This window comes from Paralimibaculum aggregatum (genome assembly GCF_030270585.1).
GTDB classification, from domain to species: domain Bacteria; phylum Pseudomonadota; class Alphaproteobacteria; order Rhodobacterales; family Rhodobacteraceae; genus Thermohalobaculum; species Thermohalobaculum aggregatum.
This window is the reverse complement of record NZ_BSYI01000025.1, coordinates 19029-37065: the sequence shown is the minus strand read 5'-3', so window position 1 is coordinate 37065 and position 18037 is coordinate 19029. Positions and strand designations below refer to the sequence as shown.

Here is an 18037-nt window from a genome sequence, read left to right as displayed (position 1 = left end):
CCTCGTGCCCGTTGCAGCGGAAAGGCTAGGTTGCCCGGTCGCAGAGGGCAACTCTGCGATCCGCCCTTGATGCCCCCCCGGCCGGGCGTCTAAAGGGGCCGGGGTGGACGGACGCAGGCAGGGAGGCAGCCGGGATGACCATGGGCGCGCCAATCCCTGAGGCCGAGCGCAGCGTCATCGCGGTGCTCGGGCCCACCAATACCGGCAAGACCCACTACGCCATCGAGCGGATGCTGGCGCGCGCCGACGGGGTGATCGGCCTGCCGCTGCGCCTGCTCGCCCGCGAGGTATACGACAAGGTGGTGGGGCTGCGCGGCCCCGGCGCGGTGGCGCTGATCACCGGCGAGGAGAAGATCCTGCCGAAGACCGCGCGCTATTTCATCTGCACCGTGGAGGCGATGCCGCTCGACCGGATGGTGGATTTCGTCGCCATCGACGAGGTGCAGATGTGCGCCGACCCGGAGCGCGGCCATGTCTTCACCGACCGGCTGCTGAACGCGCGCGGGCGTTTCGAGACCCTGTTCCTCGGCTCCGACGCGGCGCGGGCGCGGATTGCCAACCTGGTGCCCAAGGCGCGCTTCATGGGGCGCGAGCGGTTCTCGACGCTGACCTATGCCGGCTCGAAGAAGATCAGCCGGCTGAAGCCGCGCTCGGCGGTCGTCGCCTTCTCCATCGATCAGGTCTACGCCATCGCCGAACTGATTCGCCGGCAGCGCGGCGGAGCCGCCGTGGTGATGGGCGCGCTCTCGCCGCGGACCCGGAATGCGCAGGTCGCGCTATATCAGCAGGGCGACGTGGATTACCTCGTCGCGACCGACGCGATCGGCATGGGGCTCAATCTCGACATCGACCACGTGGCCTTCGCCGGCACCTCGAAATTCGACGGCCGCGGCGTGCGCCGGCTGCAGGCCAACGAGCTCGCGCAGATCGCCGGGCGCGCCGGGCGGCATGTGCGCGACGGCACCTTCGGCATCACCGGCGAGGCCGCGCCGCTCGAGCCGGAAGTGGTCGATGCCATCGAAAACCACCGTTTCAAGCCGATCCAGCGGCTCATGTGGCGCAATTCGCGGCTCGACTTCGGCTCGGTGCCGCGGCTGATGGCCAGCCTCGACGAGGCGCCGCAGAGCCCCGATCTCGCCCGCGCCCGCGAGGCCGAGGACCAGGCGACGCTGCGCGCGCTCTGGGAGGATGGCGAGGTCCGCGCGCTGGCCGGTCGGCCCGACCGGGTGCGCCTGCTGTGGGACACCTGCCAGATCCCGGACTTCCGAAAGGTGGCCGGCACCGAGCATGTCGCGCTTGTCGGGCGCATTTACAGGTTCCTGCTCGGGCCATCGGGTTGTATACCCTCCGACTGGATCGCGGGGCAGGTCCGCCGCATCGACCGTCCGGAGGGCGACATCGATGCGCTGGCCAAGCGGCTCGCCTATATCCGCACCTGGACCTATGTGGCCAACCGTGCCGCCTGGGTCGAGGATGCCGCGGAATGGCAGGCCACGACCCGCGCGGTGGAGGATCGGCTGTCGGATGCCCTGCATGCGCGGCTGACACAGCGATTTGTCGACCGGCGCACCAGCGTCCTGATGCGCCGGCTGAAGCAGAAGGAGCGGCTCGTGGCCGAAGTGAACGACAAGGGCGAGGTCTCGGTCGAGGGCGAGTATCTCGGCCGGATCGACGGGTTCCGCTTCACCCTCGACGAAACCGCCAGCCCGGACGAGATCAAGACCCTGCGCTCGGCCTCGATGGGCGCGCTGCAGGGCGAGCTCGCGCGGCGGGCCGACCGGCTCTATCTCGCGCCGGACACCGCGATCTCGCTCACCGAGCAGGGCGGCTTCGTCTGGGACGAGAACGTCGTCGGCAAGCTGGTCAGGGGCGACGAGCTGCTGGCGCCGAAGATCGAGGCCTTCGTCGACGACAGCGCCGAGCCGACGGTGAAGGAGAAGATCGAGCGCCGCCTAGGGCACTGGATCCAGCGCCGGATCACCGCGCAGTTCGAGCCGCTGCTGGCGATGCGCGACGACGAGACGGTGGCCGGGCTGGCCCGCGGCGTCGCGTTCCAGATGGTCGAGGCCATGGGCGTGATCCCGCGCCGCCAGATCGCCGACGACATCAAGGCGCTGGCGCAGGAGGAGCGTGCGCTGCTGCGCAAGCACGGGGTGCGCTTCGGCCAGCACACGATCTTCATGCCGGCGCTGCTGAAGCCGAAGCCGACGCAGCTGCGCCTGCTGCTCTGGAGCCTTTCCGAGGGCCATGAGGAGATCCCGGCGCCGCCGCCCGCCGGCCATGTCACCGTGCCGAAGGTCGAGGGCATGCCGCCGGGCTACTGGGACAAGGCCGGCTACCGGCTCTGCGGCGCCCGCGCGGTGCGCATCGACATGCTCGAGCGCCTGGCCGACATGATCCGCCCGCTCGACGCCAAGGCAGGTTTCGAGGCGACCCCGGACATGCTCTCGATCACCGGCTGCACCCTGGAGCAGTTTGCCGAGATCATGAACGGCCTCGGCTTCCAGGCCGAGCGCGGCGAGCGCGAGAAGACCGCGCGCACCCAGTCGCGCGCCGGCGGCGGCGCCAAGGGGGCCCCGGCAGCGGATGCGCCGGCATCCGAGCCCGAGGCGGAAGCGGCCGCCGAGCCCCCCGCCCCGGCAGCCGAAGCACCGTCGGAGGCGGCGGCCGAGACCGCGGCCGAGGCAGAGGCGCAGACCGAGACTGCGGCTCCCGCAGCCGCGGCAGCAATCGAGACCCCGGCCTCCGAGGCCGAAGCTCCGGCCGAGGCGGCAACCGGGACCCCGGCCTCCGTGGCCGAAGCTCCGGCCGAGGCGGCATCCGAGTCCTCGGTCTCCGAGGCCAAAGCCCCGGCTGAGGCGGCAGCCGAAAGCCCTGCGCCCGAGGCAGAAGCCCCGGCAGAGGCGGTGACCGAGAGCGCGACTCCCGAGTCGGAAGCCCAGGCAGAGGCGGCGACCGAAACCGCGGTCTCCGGGGTCGAGGCCCCGGCGGAGGCGGCAGCCGAAACCCCTGCCCCCGAGGCCGCGGCATCTACCGAGCCGGCGGCCGAAACCGCCGCGGCCGGGTCCGAGGCCCCGGCAGAGGCGGCAGCCGAGACCCCGGCCCCTGAGGCGGAGGCGACGGAACCGGAAGCGGCCTCCGCAGTGGCCACCACCGAGAGCGCTTCCGGCGAGGTTGCCCCGGCGGCCGAGAAGGAGGTCTTCTTCACCTTCACCCTCCGCCCCCGCCGCGCCCCCGGCGGCGGCGGCAAGCGACGCCGCGGCCCGCAGGGTGCCGAGGGCGAGGCCGGGCAGGAGGCCCGCCCCGAGGGCCAGCGCCGTGGCCCGCGCGGCGGCCAGCAGCAGCGCGGCAGCGGCGGCGGCAATGGCGGCGGGCGCGACCGGTCCCGGCCAGCTGCGCAGGGCGCCGAGGCCGGCCCCGGCAACCGCGAGCGCCAGGGCGGCCCCGGCGGCAAGGGCAAGGGCAAGCCGCCGCGCGAGCAGGAGGGCGGCGGCCGCCAGCAGGGCCGCGGCCAGGGCAAGCCGCGCGACGACAAGCCGGTCGACCCGGACAGCCCCTTCGCCATCCTGCAGCAGCTCAAGAACCGCTGAGGCATGGCCGAACCGGGTGCGCCGCGGCTGCGCGTCGACAAGTGGCTCTGGCATGCCCGGTTCTTCAAGACCCGCGGGCTGGCGGCGGACTGCGCCGGCTCCGGGCGCCTGCGGATCAACAGCCAGCGCTGCGAGAAGCCGGCGCAGCAGGTGGCGCCGGGCGACGTGCTGACCTTCCCGCAGGGCGGGCGGGTCAGGGTGATCCGCATCGCGGCGATCGGGGCGAGGCGCGGACCGGCGGCCGAGGCGCAGGCGCTCTACGAGGATCTCGAGCCGGCACCGGCCGCGGTCGAGACGGTGGCGGCCGCCGATCCCGGAGCCGGGGCCGGCCGGCCGGACCGCCGGGTGCGTCGGGAAATCGCGCGGATGCGCCGTCAGGGGCCTTGATCCCCAGAAAGCCCATACTTAAGCCATACCGGAACCATCTGCGGTGCTTCGCCGGGCCCAGGCCCACGGCCGCCGCCCGACCGACAGCACGCCCGAGGCCAGCCGCGACCCGGCCCGAGTTCCGGCACGACCAGTCAGGAGAGACCCCAATGACCTATGTGGTCACCGACAACTGCATCAAGTGCAAATACACCGACTGCGTGGAGGTCTGCCCGGTCGACTGCTTCTACGAGGGCGAGAACATGCTGGTGATCCACCCCGACGAATGCATCGACTGCGGGGTCTGCGAGCCGGAATGCCCGGCCGACGCGATCCGCCCCGACACCGAGCCGGGCACCGAGAGCTGGGTCGGCTTCAACCTCAAGTGGTCCGAGGCATGGCCCAACATCACCACCAAGAAGGACCCGCTGCCCGAGGCGGAGGCGTTCGACGGGGTCGAGGGCAAGCTGGAGAAGCATTTCTCCGAGAAGCCCGGCGAGGGCGACTGAACCGCGGCCCCTCCGGGGGCTGCCCGTTCCTCCTTCCGCGGCGCGGCCGGACACGCTTCCGTGAGCGTGACCCTCATCCTATTGGGGTATTGGTGGTGGCGCCAAACCCGGAAATGTGTTACAAAACTGTATCAGACATCAAAAACAACGGCACGGCGCCCGAATCGGGCGTGAGGCCGCTTTGTGGGGACAAGGCAGAAAATCAGGACCGAACGAGCCCGCAAGGCGCGTTAGGCCCGCTTTTTTGCGGTCTCACCGGGGACAGTACCGCTGGAGTGGAGAGACTATGGCGAAGAAAGACATGAGCAACGCGCAGTTTCGGCCCAATGACTATGTGGTCTACCCCGCCCATGGCGTCGGTCGCATCCTCTCGATCGAGGAGCAGGAGGTCGCCGGGACCCGTCTCGAGCTTTTCGTGATCTCGTTCGAGAAGGACAAGATGACCCTGCGCGTGCCCACGGCGAAGGCGACCGCGACGGGCATGCGTTCGCTCGCCTCGCCGGACATCGTCGAGCGGGCCCTGGCGACCCTGAAGGGCCGCGCCAAGGTCAAGCGCGCGATGTGGTCCCGCCGGGCGCAGGAGTATGAGCAGAAGATCAACTCCGGCGACCTGATCTCTATCGCCGAGGTTGTGCGCGACCTGCACCGTGCCGAGGACCAGCCGGAGCAGTCCTATTCCGAGCGCCAGCTCTACGAGGCGGCGCTGGAGCGGCTGACCCGCGAGGTCGCGGCGGTGGAGGAGCTCGACGAGGGCGACGCCGCTGCCCGGGTCGAGACGGTGCTCACCGCCAAGGCTGCCTGATCTCCCGATCTGGGCGCCAGCCCGAGAAATCGACGCCCGCGGGTTCCGCCCGCGGGCGTTTTTCATGCCGGCCCGGCCCCATGCCGCCCGGGCGCGCTCAGCGGCCGAAGAAGCGGTGCAGGATGTCGCCATAGAGCTCCGCCAGGCGGCGGATATCGGCCACCGGCACGCGCTCGTCGACCTGGTGCATGGTGTCGCCGACGAGGCCGAACTCCACCACCGGGCAATGGTCCTTGATGAAGCGCGCATCCGAGGTGCCGCCGCCGGTGGTCAGCGCCGGGCGCTCGAGCAGCCGGTCGGTGATCGCATCCACCACGATGTCGGTCAGCGGGCCCGGGCTGGTCAGGAAGCTCTCGCCGGAGACCGTCCAGTCGATCTCGGCGTTGCAGCCGGTGCCGACCAGCGCCTCCTCGATCTGCTGGTCGACCCAGATCCTGATGCTCTCGGGCTCGTGCAGGTCGTTGAAGCGGATGTTGAACCGCGCCGTTGCCGAGGCGGGGATCACGTTGCTCGCCGGGTTGCCGGTGTCGATCGAGGTGAGCGCCAGGGTCGAGGCCTGGAAATGCGTGCTGCCGAGGTCGATCGGCGTCCGCGCGAGCCGCAGGCAGGCGGCCGCCAGCGCCGGCAGCGGGTTGGTCGCGCGGTCGGGATAGGCGGTGTGGCCCTGGGTGCCGAAGACCGTGAGCTCGGCGGTCATGGAGCCGCGCCGGCCGATCTTCACCACATCGCCGAGACGGGTCACCGAGGTCGGCTCGCCGACGAGGCAGAAGTCGAGCTGCTCGCCGTTCTCCGCCATCCAGTCGAGGATCGCGCGGGTGCCGTGCTCCGCCGGCCCCTCCTCGTCGCCGGTGATCAGCAGCGCCACCGAGCCCTCGGGCGGCGTGCTGCCGACGAAGTCGAGTGCCGCGGCGACGAAGGCCCCGACGCCGGATTTCATGTCGGTCGCGCCGCGGCCCCAGAGAACGCCGTCGGCCTCCATGCCGCCGAAGGGATCGGCGGTCCAGTCCGCGACATCGCCGACCGGCACCACGTCAGTATGCCCGGCGAAGCCGAAGACCGGCCCGCCCGTACCCCAGCGGGCGTAGAGGTTCTCCACCCCGCCGCGCGAGATCCGGTGGCAGGCGAAGCCGGCGGGGGCCAGCAGGCCCTCGAGCAGCGCCAGCGCGCCGCCCTCCTCCGGCGTCACCGAGGGGCAGCGGATCAGCTCGGCGGTCAGCGCCACCGGATCGGCGGCCCGGAGCTCGCCCGGGGTCTCGTCGGTGGCGGTCATCGCGCGTCCTCGTCGTCTTCCGTGTCCTCGTCGTCGTCCTCGTCGCCCTCGAAGGGCACGATCTGCGCGACGATCACCGCATTCTCGGCCAGCGCCCGCCGGGCCAGCGCCCGGTCCTCGTCGGAGAGCGGGTGCCCCGCGGACAGCCGTTCGGCCAGGTTGCCATGCGACTCGACCGAGAGCGGCGCCATCTCCGCCTGGCGCAGCACCGCGACGGTCTCGTTCACCGCCTCCTGCTCGGTCGTGCCGGTGGCGAAGCAGAGCAGCGCCGCACCGTCGCAGTCCGGCGGCAGCCCGTCCTCCGGCGCGCGGCCGACCTCCACCATCAGCAGGAAGACCTGGCCGAAGCCGGCTTCGGCCGCGGGCCGGGCCCCATCCTTCCTGGCCATCAGTCGCGCAGCAGCTCGTTGATCGCGGTCTTGGCCCGCGTGCCGGCATCCACCCGCTTGACGATCACCGCGCAGTAGAGCCCCGGCCCCGGCGAGCCGTCCGGCAGCGGCTTGCCCGGCAGCGTGCCCGGCAGCACCACCGAATAGGCCGGCACCTCGCCGCGGGTGATCTCGCCGGTGGCGCGGTCGACGATCGGCGTCGAGGCACCGAGATAGACGCCCATGCCGAGCACCGCGCCCTCGCGCACGATCACGCCCTCGACCACCTCGGAGCGCGCGCCGATGAAGGCGCCGTCCTCGATGATCACCGGGCCCGCCTGCAGCGGCTCGAGCACGCCGCCGAGGCCGACGCCGCCGGAGAGGTGCACGTTCTTGCCGACCTGCGCGCAGGAGCCCACCGTCGCCCAGGTATCGACCATGGTGCCCTCGCCGACATAGGCGCCGAGATTGACGAAGGAGGGCATCAGCACCACGCCGGGCGCGATATAGGCCGAGCGGCGGACCACCGCGGTCGGCACCGCGCGGAAGCCCGCGGCGCGCCACTGGTCGCCGCCCCAGCCGGCAAACTTGGAGGGCACCTTGTCCCACCAGTCGGCCTCGCCGGGGCCGCCGGAGATCGGCCCCATGTCGTGCAGGCGGAAGGAGAGCAGCACCGCCTTCTTGGCCCACTGGTTCACGAACCAGCTGCCATCCTCGCGGCGCTCGGCAACGCGGATCTGGCCACGGTCGAGCTGCTCGAGCGCGATCTCGATCGCCTCGCGCGAGGTGCCGCCGGAGCCGGGATTGAGCGTGTCGCGCTCTTCCCAGGCGGCGTCGACTGCCTTTGCGATCTCGTCACGGTTCATCTTGCGTGTTCCCCTTGAATACTGGCCGGGGACGCTACCCTGCCCGGCGGTGGAAGACAATCGGCCCAGGGTGGCCGGGGCCCGGCGCGCGGGCCGCTGCGCGGCTCAGCCGTCGAGCCGGAAGGCCAGGAGCAGCGTGCGTTGCGCCGGGTTGAAGTTGTCGTCCGAGATCAGCCAGAGGATGATGCTCCCCTCCGGCCCCTCGGTGAGGGCCAGCCCCTCCATGTTGTCGATGCCCGAGGCGCTGTCGAAGGCGGCGAGCCGGGTCGCGCTCTCGGGCAGCGGGCGGCCCTCGTCGTCGAGCCCGTAGCGCAGCAGGCGGAGCGAGACCCCATCGGCGAAGGAGTAGTGCCGCTGGGCGATGTAGAGCATCCCGTCCGGCCCGATGGCGGCGGCGGTGATGTCGTGCTTGGTGAGCACCGGCAGCCTGCCCTCGGCCTCGACGCCCTCCGGCCCGAGGATCCAGTAGGGGAAGCCGCCGCTGCGCCGGTCCTCCGCCAGCACCAGCAGCCGGCCGTCGGGCAGCGCGGTGAGCGCTTCGAGCCCGGCATTGCCGTCGAGCTCGGAAGCGCCCGGCGGGCGGATCTCGTCGCCCACCCGGCCGGCGCCGAGATGGCGGGCGATTCGCTGGTCCTTCTCGAAGGAGACGAAGACCGTCTCGCCGGAGCGGGCGAGGCTCTCGGCATCGGTGCCGGTCTCGGCCGGCAGGGCGCGCCCCTCGGCATCGAGGATCGGCGCGATCCGCGCGCCGGAGAGGATCTCGTCGGCCGCCGGCGTGAAGCGCGCGGTGATCCAGCTGCCCCGGTCGGTCACGGCGAGGAACCGCTCGCCCTCGATCAGCAGCCCGGAGATGCCGCCGAAGGCGGCGTCGCGGCCGCGCAGCTTCCAGGCGCCGACGAGCTGCACCCGGCCGTGGAGATCGCCGGGGCCGAGCGCCACCGGCTCCGCGGTCAGCCGGAAATCCCGGCCATGGGCGGCAAGGTCCTCCGCAGCGGCGGGCGCGGCAACGGTCGGCGCGGCAACGGCCAGCGCGGCCGCCAGGGCGGCGGCGCGGCGGCGGCTCACGGCGCCACCAGGCGCTTGCAGGCGGCGGGCAGGTCGGCGAGCGTCAGCGGCCCGCGCTTCTTGCCCGGCTTCGGCTTGGGGTTCAGCGCCTCGTCGGAGAACCACCAGTCGAGCTCCGCGCCGCAGCCCTCCCCCGCCGGCGGCGGCGCCTGGTCGGTGCAGCCCGCGGCATCCGCCGGGCAGGCGAGGCGCACGTGGAAATGGCTGTCATGGCCATACCAGGGCCGGATCCGGCGGAGCCAGGCGCGGTCGCCGGTGGCGTCGCTGCAGAGCCGGCGCTTGATCGCGGCATGGACGAAGATCCGCGCCACCACCCGGTCCGAGGCAGCGGCGCGCAGGATGCGCAGGTGCTCGTCGGTCCAGTTGCCGTTGGTGGTCATCGCCTTGCGATCGACCAGCAGGGTCGAGGAGATCCGCTCCCGGTTCTGCCGGCTGAGCGGTTCGGTGGAGGGCCGGCGGAACCAGATGTCGATGTCGAGCCCGATCTGGTGCGAGCGGTGGCCGGTCAGCATCGGCCCGCCGCGGGGCTGCGAGATGTCGCCGACATAGAGCCGCGGCCAGCCGATCCGGCGGACATGCTCCGACAGGCGCTCGATATAGGCGATGGCTGCGGGGTGGCCCCAGTTGCGGTTGCGGCTGAGCCGCATGGCCTGCCAGCCGGGCGCGGTCTCGGCGAGCTGCATGGCGCCGGCGATGCAGCCGCGGGCATAGGAGCCGAGCGGCGTCGGCACGTCCCCGCTGGGCGCGGCCTCGGCGCCGAAGAGCTCCTTCGCCGGGCGCTCCGCCGCCCCTGCCCGGTCGCTGCCCGGCCCGGCCAGGGCCGCGAGGGCGGCTGCGAGCAGGATGGCGATGCGCATGGTTGCCCGCATGGGATTCTCCCCTTCCCGGTTCGGCGCGAAGTATGCCCCGGCCGGCGCGGCGGCGAAAGGGCTCCGGGCGATCCGCAGGCCGATCGCCGCCGCGGCGGGCAGGCGCGCCTAGTCGCCGCCGAGGGCGGCGCGCCGGCGCATCAGCGGCTCGAGGAAGCTTTCGTCCGGATCGGTCTCGAGCCGGACGGCCTTCGACCAGTCGACCGCGCCGAGCTTGCCGCAGGCGACGCAGGTCGGGCCCGCCGCGGTCTCGACCCGCAGCTCGATCTTGCCGAGCGCATGGGCCGGCAGCTCGAGCAGGTCGCCATGGGTGAGCCGCGCCAGCCGGCCGACGGTGTGGGTGCCGGCCGGGATGATCGCGCGCAGCGGAAGCCGGCTCTCGATCACCTCGGTCATCATGTGCCGGGCCCAGGCGCCGCGCATGCTGTCGGAGCCTGCGCCCTGCGCCGCGATCAGGTCGCGCTTCAGGTTCTCCAGCACCGAGACCGGCACGACGAAATCCAGCCCGGCGCCGCGCTTGTCCTCGTTCATGTGGAAGTTGAGCTTGATGATGAAGACCTCCGCCTGGTCGGGCGCGATGCGCACCATGCCCGGCTGCTGCTCGAAGCGGGTGCGGCTGGCGACGCCGATCGCCGAGCGGGTGCAGTGCTCGCGCACCGCGTCGTCGAAGCAGCGCGCCACGATGTCGACGAAGCGGCCATAGATCGACAGGTCGATCGCGGTCAGCGAGCGCTGGAAGTTGCTCTCCTCGAAGGAGCCGTCGCCGCCGAGATAGATGTCGAGCACCTTGCCGAGCAGCCGCGGATGCGCCTTGGTCAGGGCCATCCCCAGCTTGCCGGGAAAGCCGAGCAGATAGATCGCCGAGGGCGCGAAGAGGTTGCGCAGATAGTCGCCGTGGCGCGCCACCTCGAAGCCATAGACCGAGACGTCGATCCCCGGCCTGAGCTCGGCGCGCACCCGCGTCGCCGCGATGCTGGCGAAGGTATGGCAGAGCGCGTCCATCGGCGGGAAGCCCGCCAGCCGCATCTTCGGCCCGCGCACCTTGCGCGCGAGCACGTTCTCCGTTGCCGGACCGCCATCCGCCATCGCCGCTCCTCCCTGCCTGCCGCGGCCCCGCAATGGCCCGCGCGATGCAGCATCGCCGGGCAATCTCCACAAATCCTTAACCACACTCGCCTGCAATGCGGTCACCCGGGTGGTTCAGGCCGGGGCCGCCGGCGCCGGGATCGTTCGGGCCGGCGGCAGGCACAGGCAGCGAGGCAGGCGGATGAGCGGGAACGAGAAGGCGCCGATCATCGTGAAGAAGGTGGTCAAGGGCGGCGGCGACGGCCATCACGGCGGCGCCTGGAAGGTGGCCTATGCCGATTTCGTGACCGCGATGATGGCCTTCTTCCTGCTGATGTGGCTGCTGAACGCGACCACCGAGAAGCAGCGAAAGGGCATCGCCGACTATTTCGACCCGTCGATCCCGCTGGCGCGGATCTCCGCCGGCGGCAACAACGTGCTCGACGGTGATTCGGTGGTGGCGCGGCAGCGCCGGTCGGGCTCGAAGCCGCCGCAGGCCGAGGATGTCGGCCCCGAAACCGTGCTGATCGACCGGACGCTGCCGGATCCGAGCCCGCATGCCCGCGGCGGCCGCGCGACCTCCGGCTCGGCCCCGCACGATCCCGCCGGAGCGGATGCCGGGGCGGGAGCCTACGAGGCCGCCTACCGCGCCGAGGAGGCCCGCCTCGAGCAGCTCGCCGAGGAGGTCCGCGCGGCGGTCTCGGCGGCGGGCGGCGGGTTCGACGCGCATTTTCTCGTGCGCATGACGCCGGAGGGCCTGGTGATCGAGATCGCCGATACCGGGCAGGCACCGCTGTTTGCCAGCGGCTCGGCCGCCCCGGCGCCGAAGCTCGCCGAGCTTATGGCGGTGATCGTGCCCGTGCTCGGGCTCACCACCAACCCGATCGCCATCGTCGGGCACACCGATGCGAGCCCCTTTACCGGCGCCGGTTCGGACAACTGGGTGCTCTCGACCGAGCGGGCCAATGCGGCGCGGCGCCTGATGCTGGCCGCGGGGCTCGACGAGGCGCGGCTCGCGCGGGTCAGCGGCCGGGCGGCGCGGGAGCCGCTCTCGGAGGATCCGCACGCGCCCGAGAACCGCCGCATCGCGCTCACCCTGCTGCGCCACGTGCCCCGTTAGGCGTGCCTTAACCGCAGCCCGATACGCTCCGGTGACGATAACACGCAGAGAGGTCGGTCCATGTCCCTGTCTTCTTCCCTGAACGCCGGCGTGGCCGGTCTGCTGGTCAATGCCACCAAGCTCGCCACGATCTCCGACAACATCGCCAATTCGGCGACCCCGGGCTATCGCCGCGCGACGGTGGAGTTCGCCTCGCTGGTCACCGCCGATCCGCGCACCTCGATCTACACCGCCGCCGGCGTGCGCTCGATCTCCTTCCGCGATGTCGAGACCTCGGGATCGCTGTCGCCGACCTCGAATTCCACCGATCTCGCCGTGGCGGGCAACGGCATGCTGCCGGTCACGGATGCGACCCGGGTCGACCTGCCGGACAACGAGCGCCCCTTCATGATGGTGCCGACCGGCTCCTTCCGCACCAACGAGGTGGGCTATCTGGTCACCCAGTCGGGCCTCGCGCTGCTCGGCTTCCCGACCGATTCGGCCGGCAATCTCGACGGCGCCGTGGTGCGCGACGGCACCTCCAGCCTCGAGCCGGTGCAGGTCTCGCCCTTCCTCACCGCGGCGCAGCAGACCTCGGAGATCTCGCTCGGCGTCAACCTGCCGGCGCGCGAGACCGAATACACCGCCGGCGCCCCCACCGTGCTCGAGAGCCCGATCCAGTATTTCGACAGCGTCGGCCGCGAGAAGACCCTCAGCATCGTCTATACCCCGGTGCTGCCGGCCGCGCCGGGCGACCCGCCGACCAACCAGTGGAACATCGCCTTCTTCGACAGCGCGGGGCCGGACCCGGCCGAGCCGATCGCCTCGCTCGACCTCGCATTCGACGACACCCAGGGCGGCGTGCTGCTCAATCCCGGCGGCGTCACCGAGGTCGATCTCACCGGCACCCCGGGCGAGCCCACCGGCTACAGCCCCGCCACCTTCGACCCGCTGACCGGCTATCTCACCGTGCAGGCCTCCGACGGCGATGTGCCGATCGAGATCTTCATCGGCTCGCCCGAGCCCACGGTCGCCGGCGGGCTGAGCCAGCTCGACGCCGAGTTCGCGCCGACCAACATCATCAAGGACGGCGCCCCGGCCGGCACGCTCTCCTCGCTGGAGGTCGACGAGCGCGGCGTGCTGCTCGGGGTCTACGACACCGGCCAGCGGGTGGCGCTCTACCAGATCCCGATCGCCGACGTGCCCAACATGAACGGCCTGACCGCGCTCTCCAACCAGGCCTTCGCGCTCTCGCCGCAATCGGGCAACGTCTTCCTGCACGATGCCAATACAGGCCCGGTCGGCTCGATCGAGAGCTTCTCGCTGCAGCAGTCCACGGTCGACATCGCCCGCGAGCTGACCGACCTGATCGCCACCCAGCGCGCCTATTCCTCCAACGCCACGGTGATCCAGACGGTCGACGAGATGCTGCAGGAAACCACCAACCTCAAGCGCTGAGGCGCGGGCTGAGAACCGGGAGCGGCCATGTCCATCACCAATGCCCTGAACAACGCGCTCTCGGGCCTGCGCGCCAATGGCCGGCTGGCGGACATCACCGCCGGCAACCTCGCCAATGCGCTCACCCCCGGCTACGGGCGGCAGGAGGTGGCGCTGGCCTCCTCGGTCACCGGCACGCAGGGCACCGGCGTGCGCGTCGCCGGCGTGGTGCGGGTGACCGACCCCGAGCTCTCCACCGCGCGGCGCATGGCCGACGGCGATCTGGCCGAGCGCGCGACCGGCCATTCCGCGCTGCAACGGCTCGAGGCGGCGTTCGGCACGCTCGAGGATCCGGGCAGCCTCGGCGCCCTGCTCGCGCGGTTCGAGGCGAGCCTGCGCGCCCTCGGCGACACGCCGGAGAACGGCCCCCGCCAGCAGGCCGCGGCGGAGGCGGCGGGCGACCTCGCGGCAAAGTTCAACGCGCTCGGCCAGGCGGTCACCGATCTGCGCGCGCAGACCGACCGCGGGATCGCCAGCACCGTCGAAGCGACCAACACCGCGCTCGAGGGCGTCGCCAGGCTCAACCGCCAGATCCAGATCGCCGTCGCCGCGGGGCGCGAGACCGCGCCGCTGATCGACCGGCGCGAGGCGCTGATCGACCAGGTGGCCCAGGCCCTGCCGGTCCGCCAGAGCATCCGCCCCGACGGCGTGATCGAGCTGCGCACGCTGGAGGGGATCGGCCTCGCCGATGTCACCGCGCGCCGGCTCGACTACACCGCGACGCCGGTCTACGAGCCGGGGCTGCGCTATGACGACGGCGCCGGCACGCTCTCCGGCCTCACCCTGCAGGGCATCGACATCACCCCCGGCGGGCCCGGCGCGCAGGCGGTGCGCGGCGGCGCGCTGGCCGGGCTGTTCGAGACCCGCGACACGGTCGCGCCGGAGATCGAGACCCAGCTCGACAGCCTCGCCGCCGATCTCGTCACCCGGCTCGCCGATCCCGCCATCGACACCACGCTGGCGCCGGGCGATGCCGGCCTCTTCACCGATCGCGGCAGCGCCTTCGCACTGGCCGACATCACCGGCATCGCCAGCCGCATCGCGCTGAACGCCGCCGTCGATCCGGCGGAGGGCGGCGACCCGGCGCTGCTGCGCGACGGGCTGAATGCCGCGAGCCCCGGCCCCTCCTCGGAGGACGGGCTGCTGCGCGCCCTCGCCGATGCGCTGAGCGCGCCGCGCGACGTGACGGCGCCGCCCGCCACCCCGGGCCTCGCCGGCCAGCTCTCCCTCGCCGAGCGGATCGACGGGGTGGTGGAGCGCATCGGCACCGCCCGCGTCGGCGCCGAGCTCGAGGTCACCACGCTCTCCGCCGCGCGCGAGGCGCTCGCCTCGCAGGAGACCGCCCGCCTCGGGGTCGATACCGACCTCGAGCTCTCGCGCCTCGTCGAGATCGAGCAGGCCTATGCCGCCAATGCACAGGTCATCCAGACCGCCGCGCGCATGCTCGACGAGCTCCAGAGGATCCAGTGATGATCGACACGCCCTATGGCTTCCCGCCCCAGCGCACCCCCGCGCTGCTGCGCAACCTGATGACCGAGCTCGGCGACACCGCCGATATCCGGCGCGAGGAGGCGATCACCGGCCGCCTTGCCGACCCGGTCGCGGCGCTCGACGGGCGCATCGGCGAGGCGCTCTCGATCGAGCGGGCGCTCGAGAGCATCGCCGGCTATCGCAGCAGCATCGCCCTGGCGGAGACCCGGGCGCAGGCGACCCAGGCGGTCTTCGAGCAGATCCGGGGCCTGACCGACGACCTCGCCAACCAGGCCCAGGTCGCGCTCGAGAACCAGACCACCGGCGGGCTCGAGATCGCCTCCACCGTCGCCGGCGAGGCGCTCTTCACGCTCACCTCGGCGCTCAACACCCGGGTGGGCGGGCGCAGCATCTTCGCCGGCAACGCCGGCGACAGCCCGGCGATCGTGGAGGCCGGGACGATCCTGGCCGAGGTCACGACGATCGTCGAGGCCGCGCCCAATGCCGGGATCGCGGCGGCCGATCTGCGCGCCGCCTTCGACGATGCCGGCGGGCTCTTCGAGACCGCGCTCTATCTTGGCGGCAACGGCGATGCCCCCTCGGCCGAGGTCGCCGCCGGCGAGCGCGTGGATCACGGTGCCCGGGCCGACGACCCGGCGATCCGCGACCTGCTCCGCGCCGTCGCCGCCCTCGCCACCGCCTACGACCCGGATGCCGTGCTCACCGGGGACGACCGGCGCAAGCTCGCCGAGAGCGCGGTGCGGGACCTGCGCGACACCGTCGAGCCGATCAACCGGCTTAGCGCCAGGGTCGGCGTGGCCGAGGCCCGCATCGAGACGGTGAAGGCCCGCCACGTCACCGAGGAAGCCGCCCTGACCCGCAGCTACAACGCGCTGACCGGCGCCGACACGCTGCTCGCCGCCTCCCATCTGCAGGAGGTGGAGGGCCAGATCGAGGTGCTGTTCCTGACCACGGCGCGCCTCGCCAATCTCTCGCTCGTCAACTTCCTGCGCTGAGCCCAGCGCGCCAGAAAGGCCGCCCATGATCCGCGCGATCCTCCTGCTCGCCGCCCTCGCGCTCGCCGCCGCGACGGCCGCCCCGCCGGCCGCCCGCGCCAGCCCGCGGATCAAGGACCTCGTGGAGATCGAAGGGGTGCGCGGCAACGACCTGGTGGGCTACGGCCTCGTCGTGGGCCTGGCCGGCACCGGCGACAGCATCCGCAACAGCCCGTTCACCGAGGAGGCGCTGGCCAACCTCCTCGAACGGCTCGGCGTCAATGTCTCGGGCGAGGCGTTCCGGCCGCAGAACGTCGCCGCGGTGATCGTCACCGCGACCCTGCCCGCCTTCGCCCGCGCCGGCTCGCGCACCGATGTCACCGTCTCGGCCATCGGCGATGCCGACAGCCTGCTCGGCGGCACCCTGATCATGACGCCGATGAACGCCGCCGACGGCGAGATCTATGCCGTGGCCCAGGGGCCGATCCTGGCCGGCGGCATCGCCGCGCAGGGCGACGGCGCCGCCGAGCAGATCGGCGTGCCGACCTCGGGCTCGATCCCCGGAGGCGCCCGCATCGAGCGCGAGATCCCCTTCGTCTTCGGCGAGATGCAGCGCCTGCGCCTGGCGCTCCGCGAGCCCGATTTCACCACCGCCCTGCGGATCGAGCGGGCGATCAACGGCGCCCTCGGCCGGCCGGTGGCGCGGATGGGCGATGCCGGCACCGTGGCGCTCGACCTGCAGGCCGCCGGGCTCGGCCCCGCCGCGCTGATCGCCCGCATCGAGAACCTCGCCATCGCGCCCTCGACCAAGGCCCGCGTGGTGATCGACCAGCGCTCCGGCACCATCGTGCTCGGCGCCGATGTGAAGATCAGCCGCGTCGCGGTGGCCCAGGGCAATCTCGCGATCCGCGTGCAGGAGACGCCGCTCGCGGTGCAGCCCAACCCCTTCGCCGATGGCGAGAGCATCGTGGTGCCGCGCACCGGCATCGACATCGAGGAGAACGACCAGAACCGCCTCGCCCTCGTCGAGCAGAACGTCACCCTCGCGGATCTGGTCGACGGGCTCAACGCGCTCGGCGTCGGCCCGCGCGACATCATCGACATCCTGAAGGCGATCAAGGCCGCCGGTGCGCTGCATGCCGAGATGATCGTGCAATAGCCGTGGCGGCCGGGCTCAGTCCTCGAAGATCGGCTCGGGCACCGCGGCCGGGTCGAGCCCCAGCAGCTCCCAGCTCCGCGCCATGTGCTCGGGCAGCGGCGCCGCGAAGCGCAGCGCCCGGCCGGTCAGCGGATGCCGGAAGGCCAGCCGGGCGGCATGGAGATGCAGCTTGCGGCTCGCCGCGCCGCCGAGCCCGGCGCCCCAGCCATCGCCGAGATTCTCCTGCCCGCGCCCGCCGTATTTCCCGTCGCCCGCGATCGGATTGCCGAGCGCCGCCATATGCGCGCGCAGCTGGTGCGTCCGCCCGGTGACCGGGCGCAGCGCCACCCAGGCGGCGCGCCCGCCGACCTGCTCGATCACCCTGAAATCGGTGGTCGCGTGCTTGGCGCCCTCGGTGGCGGCCACCTCGTCCGGGTGCAGGATGCGCATCTTCTCGCCCTCGCCCGACCGGCCGGCCTTCACCAGGCCATAGCTCACCGTGCCGGCCGATGGCTGCACCCGCCCGGCGACCAGCGCGAAATAGATCTTCTCGACCGCGCGCGAGCGGAACGCCCGGGCCAGCGCCACCGCGGCGGCGCCGGTGCGCGCCAGCACGATGAGGCCGGCGGTGTCCTTGTCGAGCCGGTGCACGAGGCGCGGATCGTCCTCGCGCTCGAAGCGCAGCGCCGGCAGCATGCCCGCCAGATGGCGCACCTGGCCGCTGCCGCCCTGCACCGCGAGCCCGGCCGGCTTGTCGAGCACCAGCATCGCCTCGTCGCGGTAGAGCACCCGCCGGCGCAGCGCCTCGGCCTCGCCGGCATCGAGCATCGCGGGCCGGGCCTCCGGCGCCGGGGCCGGCGCCTCGGGCAGCGGCGGCACCCGCACCACCTGGCCCGGCGCGACCCGCGTCGCCGGCTTTGCGCGCGCGCTGTCGACACGGATCTCGCCCCTGCGGCAGAGCTTCTCGATCCGCCCCTGGGTGAGCACCGGGAAGGCGCGCTTCAGCCAGCGGTCGAGCCGCTGCTCGGCCTCGTCGGCGCCGATCGTCAGATGCTGCACACCGCTCAT

General features: G+C 72.4%; 16 protein-coding genes. 9 read left to right on the top strand and 7 right to left on the bottom strand.

Annotated elements, in window-relative coordinates:
• The first annotated feature begins 140 nt into the window (after positions 1-140).
• The 4 genes from QSJ97_RS15310 (at position 141) to QSJ97_RS15295 (ending at position 5267) form a co-directional block, all read left to right on the top strand.
• Complete coding sequence (locus tag QSJ97_RS15310; protein WP_285672694.1) at positions 141-3590, top strand: helicase-related protein; 3450 nt, start codon at positions 141-143, stop codon at positions 3588-3590.
• A 3-nt stretch (positions 3591-3593) separates the two neighbouring features.
• On the top strand, positions 3594-3977 hold the full coding sequence (locus QSJ97_RS15305) for an RNA-binding S4 domain-containing protein (protein ID WP_285672692.1): 384 nt from the start codon (positions 3594-3596) through the stop codon (positions 3975-3977).
• Between the two features lie 149 nt (positions 3978-4126).
• Positions 4127-4465: a ferredoxin FdxA gene (gene fdxA / locus QSJ97_RS15300; protein ID WP_285672691.1), complete on the top strand. Its 339-nt coding sequence runs from the start codon at positions 4127-4129 to the stop codon at positions 4463-4465.
• A gap of 286 nt (positions 4466-4751) precedes the next feature.
• Positions 4752-5267 (top strand): CarD family transcriptional regulator, encoded by a 516-nt coding sequence (locus tag QSJ97_RS15295; RefSeq protein ID WP_285672690.1) that lies wholly within the window; start codon positions 4752-4754, stop codon positions 5265-5267.
• 97 nt (positions 5268-5364) lie between these two features.
• On the opposite strand, the gene dapE is transcribed toward QSJ97_RS15295, so the two are convergent.
• From dapE to QSJ97_RS15265, 6 genes are all read right to left on the bottom strand, one after another.
• Positions 5365-6537 carry a succinyl-diaminopimelate desuccinylase gene (dapE, locus tag QSJ97_RS15290; RefSeq protein ID WP_285672689.1) on the bottom strand — a complete coding sequence of 391 codons (1173 nt, stop codon included), beginning with the start codon at positions 6535-6537 and terminating at the stop codon, positions 5365-5367.
• Positions 6534-6926 carry a DUF8846 family protein gene (locus QSJ97_RS15285; RefSeq protein WP_285672688.1) on the bottom strand — a complete coding sequence of 131 codons (393 nt, stop codon included), beginning with the start codon at positions 6924-6926 and terminating at the stop codon, positions 6534-6536. The genes dapE and QSJ97_RS15285 overlap by 4 nt, the downstream gene beginning before the upstream one ends.
• The gene (gene dapD / locus QSJ97_RS15280) at positions 6926-7771 is read right to left on the bottom strand and encodes a 2,3,4,5-tetrahydropyridine-2,6-dicarboxylate N-succinyltransferase (RefSeq protein WP_285672687.1); all 846 of its coding nucleotides are present in this window, start codon (positions 7769-7771) and stop codon (positions 6926-6928) included. Before dapD ends, QSJ97_RS15285 begins: the two co-directional genes overlap by 1 nt.
• Positions 7772-7876: 105 nt before the next feature.
• Complete coding sequence (locus QSJ97_RS15275; protein ID WP_285672685.1) at positions 7877-8836, bottom strand: esterase-like activity of phytase family protein; 960 nt, start codon at positions 8834-8836, stop codon at positions 7877-7879.
• Entirely contained in the window at positions 8833-9705 is an 873-nt protein-coding gene (mepA, locus tag QSJ97_RS15270; protein WP_285672683.1) for a penicillin-insensitive murein endopeptidase, read from the bottom strand. The genes QSJ97_RS15275 and mepA overlap by 4 nt, the downstream gene beginning before the upstream one ends.
• 108 nt (positions 9706-9813) lie before the next feature.
• Positions 9814-10791 (bottom strand): flagellar motor switch protein FliM, encoded by a 978-nt coding sequence (locus tag QSJ97_RS15265; RefSeq protein WP_285672681.1) that lies wholly within the window; start codon positions 10789-10791, stop codon positions 9814-9816.
• Between the two features lie 181 nt (positions 10792-10972).
• Between QSJ97_RS15265 and QSJ97_RS15260 the strand changes: the two genes are divergently transcribed.
• Genes QSJ97_RS15260 through QSJ97_RS15240 form a run of 5 tightly spaced genes read left to right on the top strand, consistent with a single transcriptional unit; the run spans position 10973 to position 16990 of the window.
• Positions 10973-11890 (top strand): flagellar motor protein MotB, encoded by a 918-nt coding sequence (locus tag QSJ97_RS15260; RefSeq protein ID WP_285672680.1) that lies wholly within the window; start codon positions 10973-10975, stop codon positions 11888-11890.
• Positions 11891-11950: 60 nt separating this feature from the next.
• Positions 11951-13327 (top strand): flagellar hook protein FlgE, encoded by a 1377-nt coding sequence (locus QSJ97_RS15255; RefSeq protein ID WP_285672679.1) that lies wholly within the window; start codon positions 11951-11953, stop codon positions 13325-13327.
• Between the two features lie 27 nt (positions 13328-13354).
• Complete coding sequence (gene flgK / locus QSJ97_RS15250) at positions 13355-14836, top strand: flagellar hook-associated protein FlgK (RefSeq protein ID WP_285672677.1); 1482 nt, start codon at positions 13355-13357, stop codon at positions 14834-14836.
• Positions 14836-15852 carry a flagellin family protein gene (locus QSJ97_RS15245; RefSeq protein ID WP_285672676.1) on the top strand — a complete coding sequence of 339 codons (1017 nt, stop codon included), beginning with the start codon at positions 14836-14838 and terminating at the stop codon, positions 15850-15852. The genes flgK and QSJ97_RS15245 overlap by 1 nt, the downstream gene beginning before the upstream one ends.
• A 25-nt stretch (positions 15853-15877) precedes the next feature.
• Positions 15878-16990, top strand: a complete 1113-nt coding sequence (locus QSJ97_RS15240) for a flagellar basal body P-ring protein FlgI (RefSeq protein WP_285672675.1) — start codon at positions 15878-15880, stop codon at positions 16988-16990.
• A 15-nt stretch (positions 16991-17005) separates the two neighbouring features.
• On the opposite strand, the gene QSJ97_RS15235 is transcribed toward QSJ97_RS15240, so the two are convergent.
• A complete protein-coding gene (locus QSJ97_RS15235) occupies positions 17006-18037 on the bottom strand; it encodes an RluA family pseudouridine synthase (RefSeq protein ID WP_285672674.1) in 1032 nt (343 codons plus the stop codon).

What these genes read in the sequence shown, in the direction of transcription:
- QSJ97_RS15260 (WP_285672680.1), top strand. Translation starts at nt 10,973, where the DNA reads ATGAGCGGGAACGAGAAGGCGCCGATCATCGTGAAGAAGGTGGTCAAG.
- dapE (WP_285672689.1), bottom strand. Translation starts at nt 6,537, where the DNA reads ATGACCGCCACCGACGAGACCCCGGGCGAGCTCCGGGCCGCCGATCCG.
- flgK (WP_285672677.1), top strand. Translation starts at nt 13,355, where the DNA reads ATGTCCATCACCAATGCCCTGAACAACGCGCTCTCGGGCCTGCGCGCC.
- QSJ97_RS15240 (WP_285672675.1), top strand. Translation starts at nt 15,878, where the DNA reads ATGATCCGCGCGATCCTCCTGCTCGCCGCCCTCGCGCTCGCCGCCGCG.
- QSJ97_RS15245 (WP_285672676.1), top strand. Translation starts at nt 14,836, where the DNA reads ATGATCGACACGCCCTATGGCTTCCCGCCCCAGCGCACCCCCGCGCTG.
- fdxA (WP_285672691.1), top strand. Translation starts at nt 4,127, where the DNA reads ATGACCTATGTGGTCACCGACAACTGCATCAAGTGCAAATACACCGAC.
- QSJ97_RS15310 (WP_285672694.1), top strand. Translation starts at nt 141, where the DNA reads ATGGGCGCGCCAATCCCTGAGGCCGAGCGCAGCGTCATCGCGGTGCTC.
- QSJ97_RS15235 (WP_285672674.1), bottom strand. Translation starts at nt 18,037, where the DNA reads ATGAGCGGTGTGCAGCATCTGACGATCGGCGCCGACGAGGCCGAGCAG.
- QSJ97_RS15265 (WP_285672681.1), bottom strand. Translation starts at nt 10,791, where the DNA reads ATGGCGGATGGCGGTCCGGCAACGGAGAACGTGCTCGCGCGCAAGGTG.
- QSJ97_RS15255 (WP_285672679.1), top strand. Translation starts at nt 11,951, where the DNA reads ATGTCCCTGTCTTCTTCCCTGAACGCCGGCGTGGCCGGTCTGCTGGTC.
- QSJ97_RS15285 (WP_285672688.1), bottom strand. Translation starts at nt 6,926, where the DNA reads ATGGCCAGGAAGGATGGGGCCCGGCCCGCGGCCGAAGCCGGCTTCGGC.
- QSJ97_RS15305 (WP_285672692.1), top strand. Translation starts at nt 3,594, where the DNA reads ATGGCCGAACCGGGTGCGCCGCGGCTGCGCGTCGACAAGTGGCTCTGG.
- dapD (WP_285672687.1), bottom strand. Translation starts at nt 7,771, where the DNA reads ATGAACCGTGACGAGATCGCAAAGGCAGTCGACGCCGCCTGGGAAGAG.
- QSJ97_RS15295 (WP_285672690.1), top strand. Translation starts at nt 4,752, where the DNA reads ATGGCGAAGAAAGACATGAGCAACGCGCAGTTTCGGCCCAATGACTAT.
- mepA (WP_285672683.1), bottom strand. Translation starts at nt 9,705, where the DNA reads ATGCGGGCAACCATGCGCATCGCCATCCTGCTCGCAGCCGCCCTCGCG.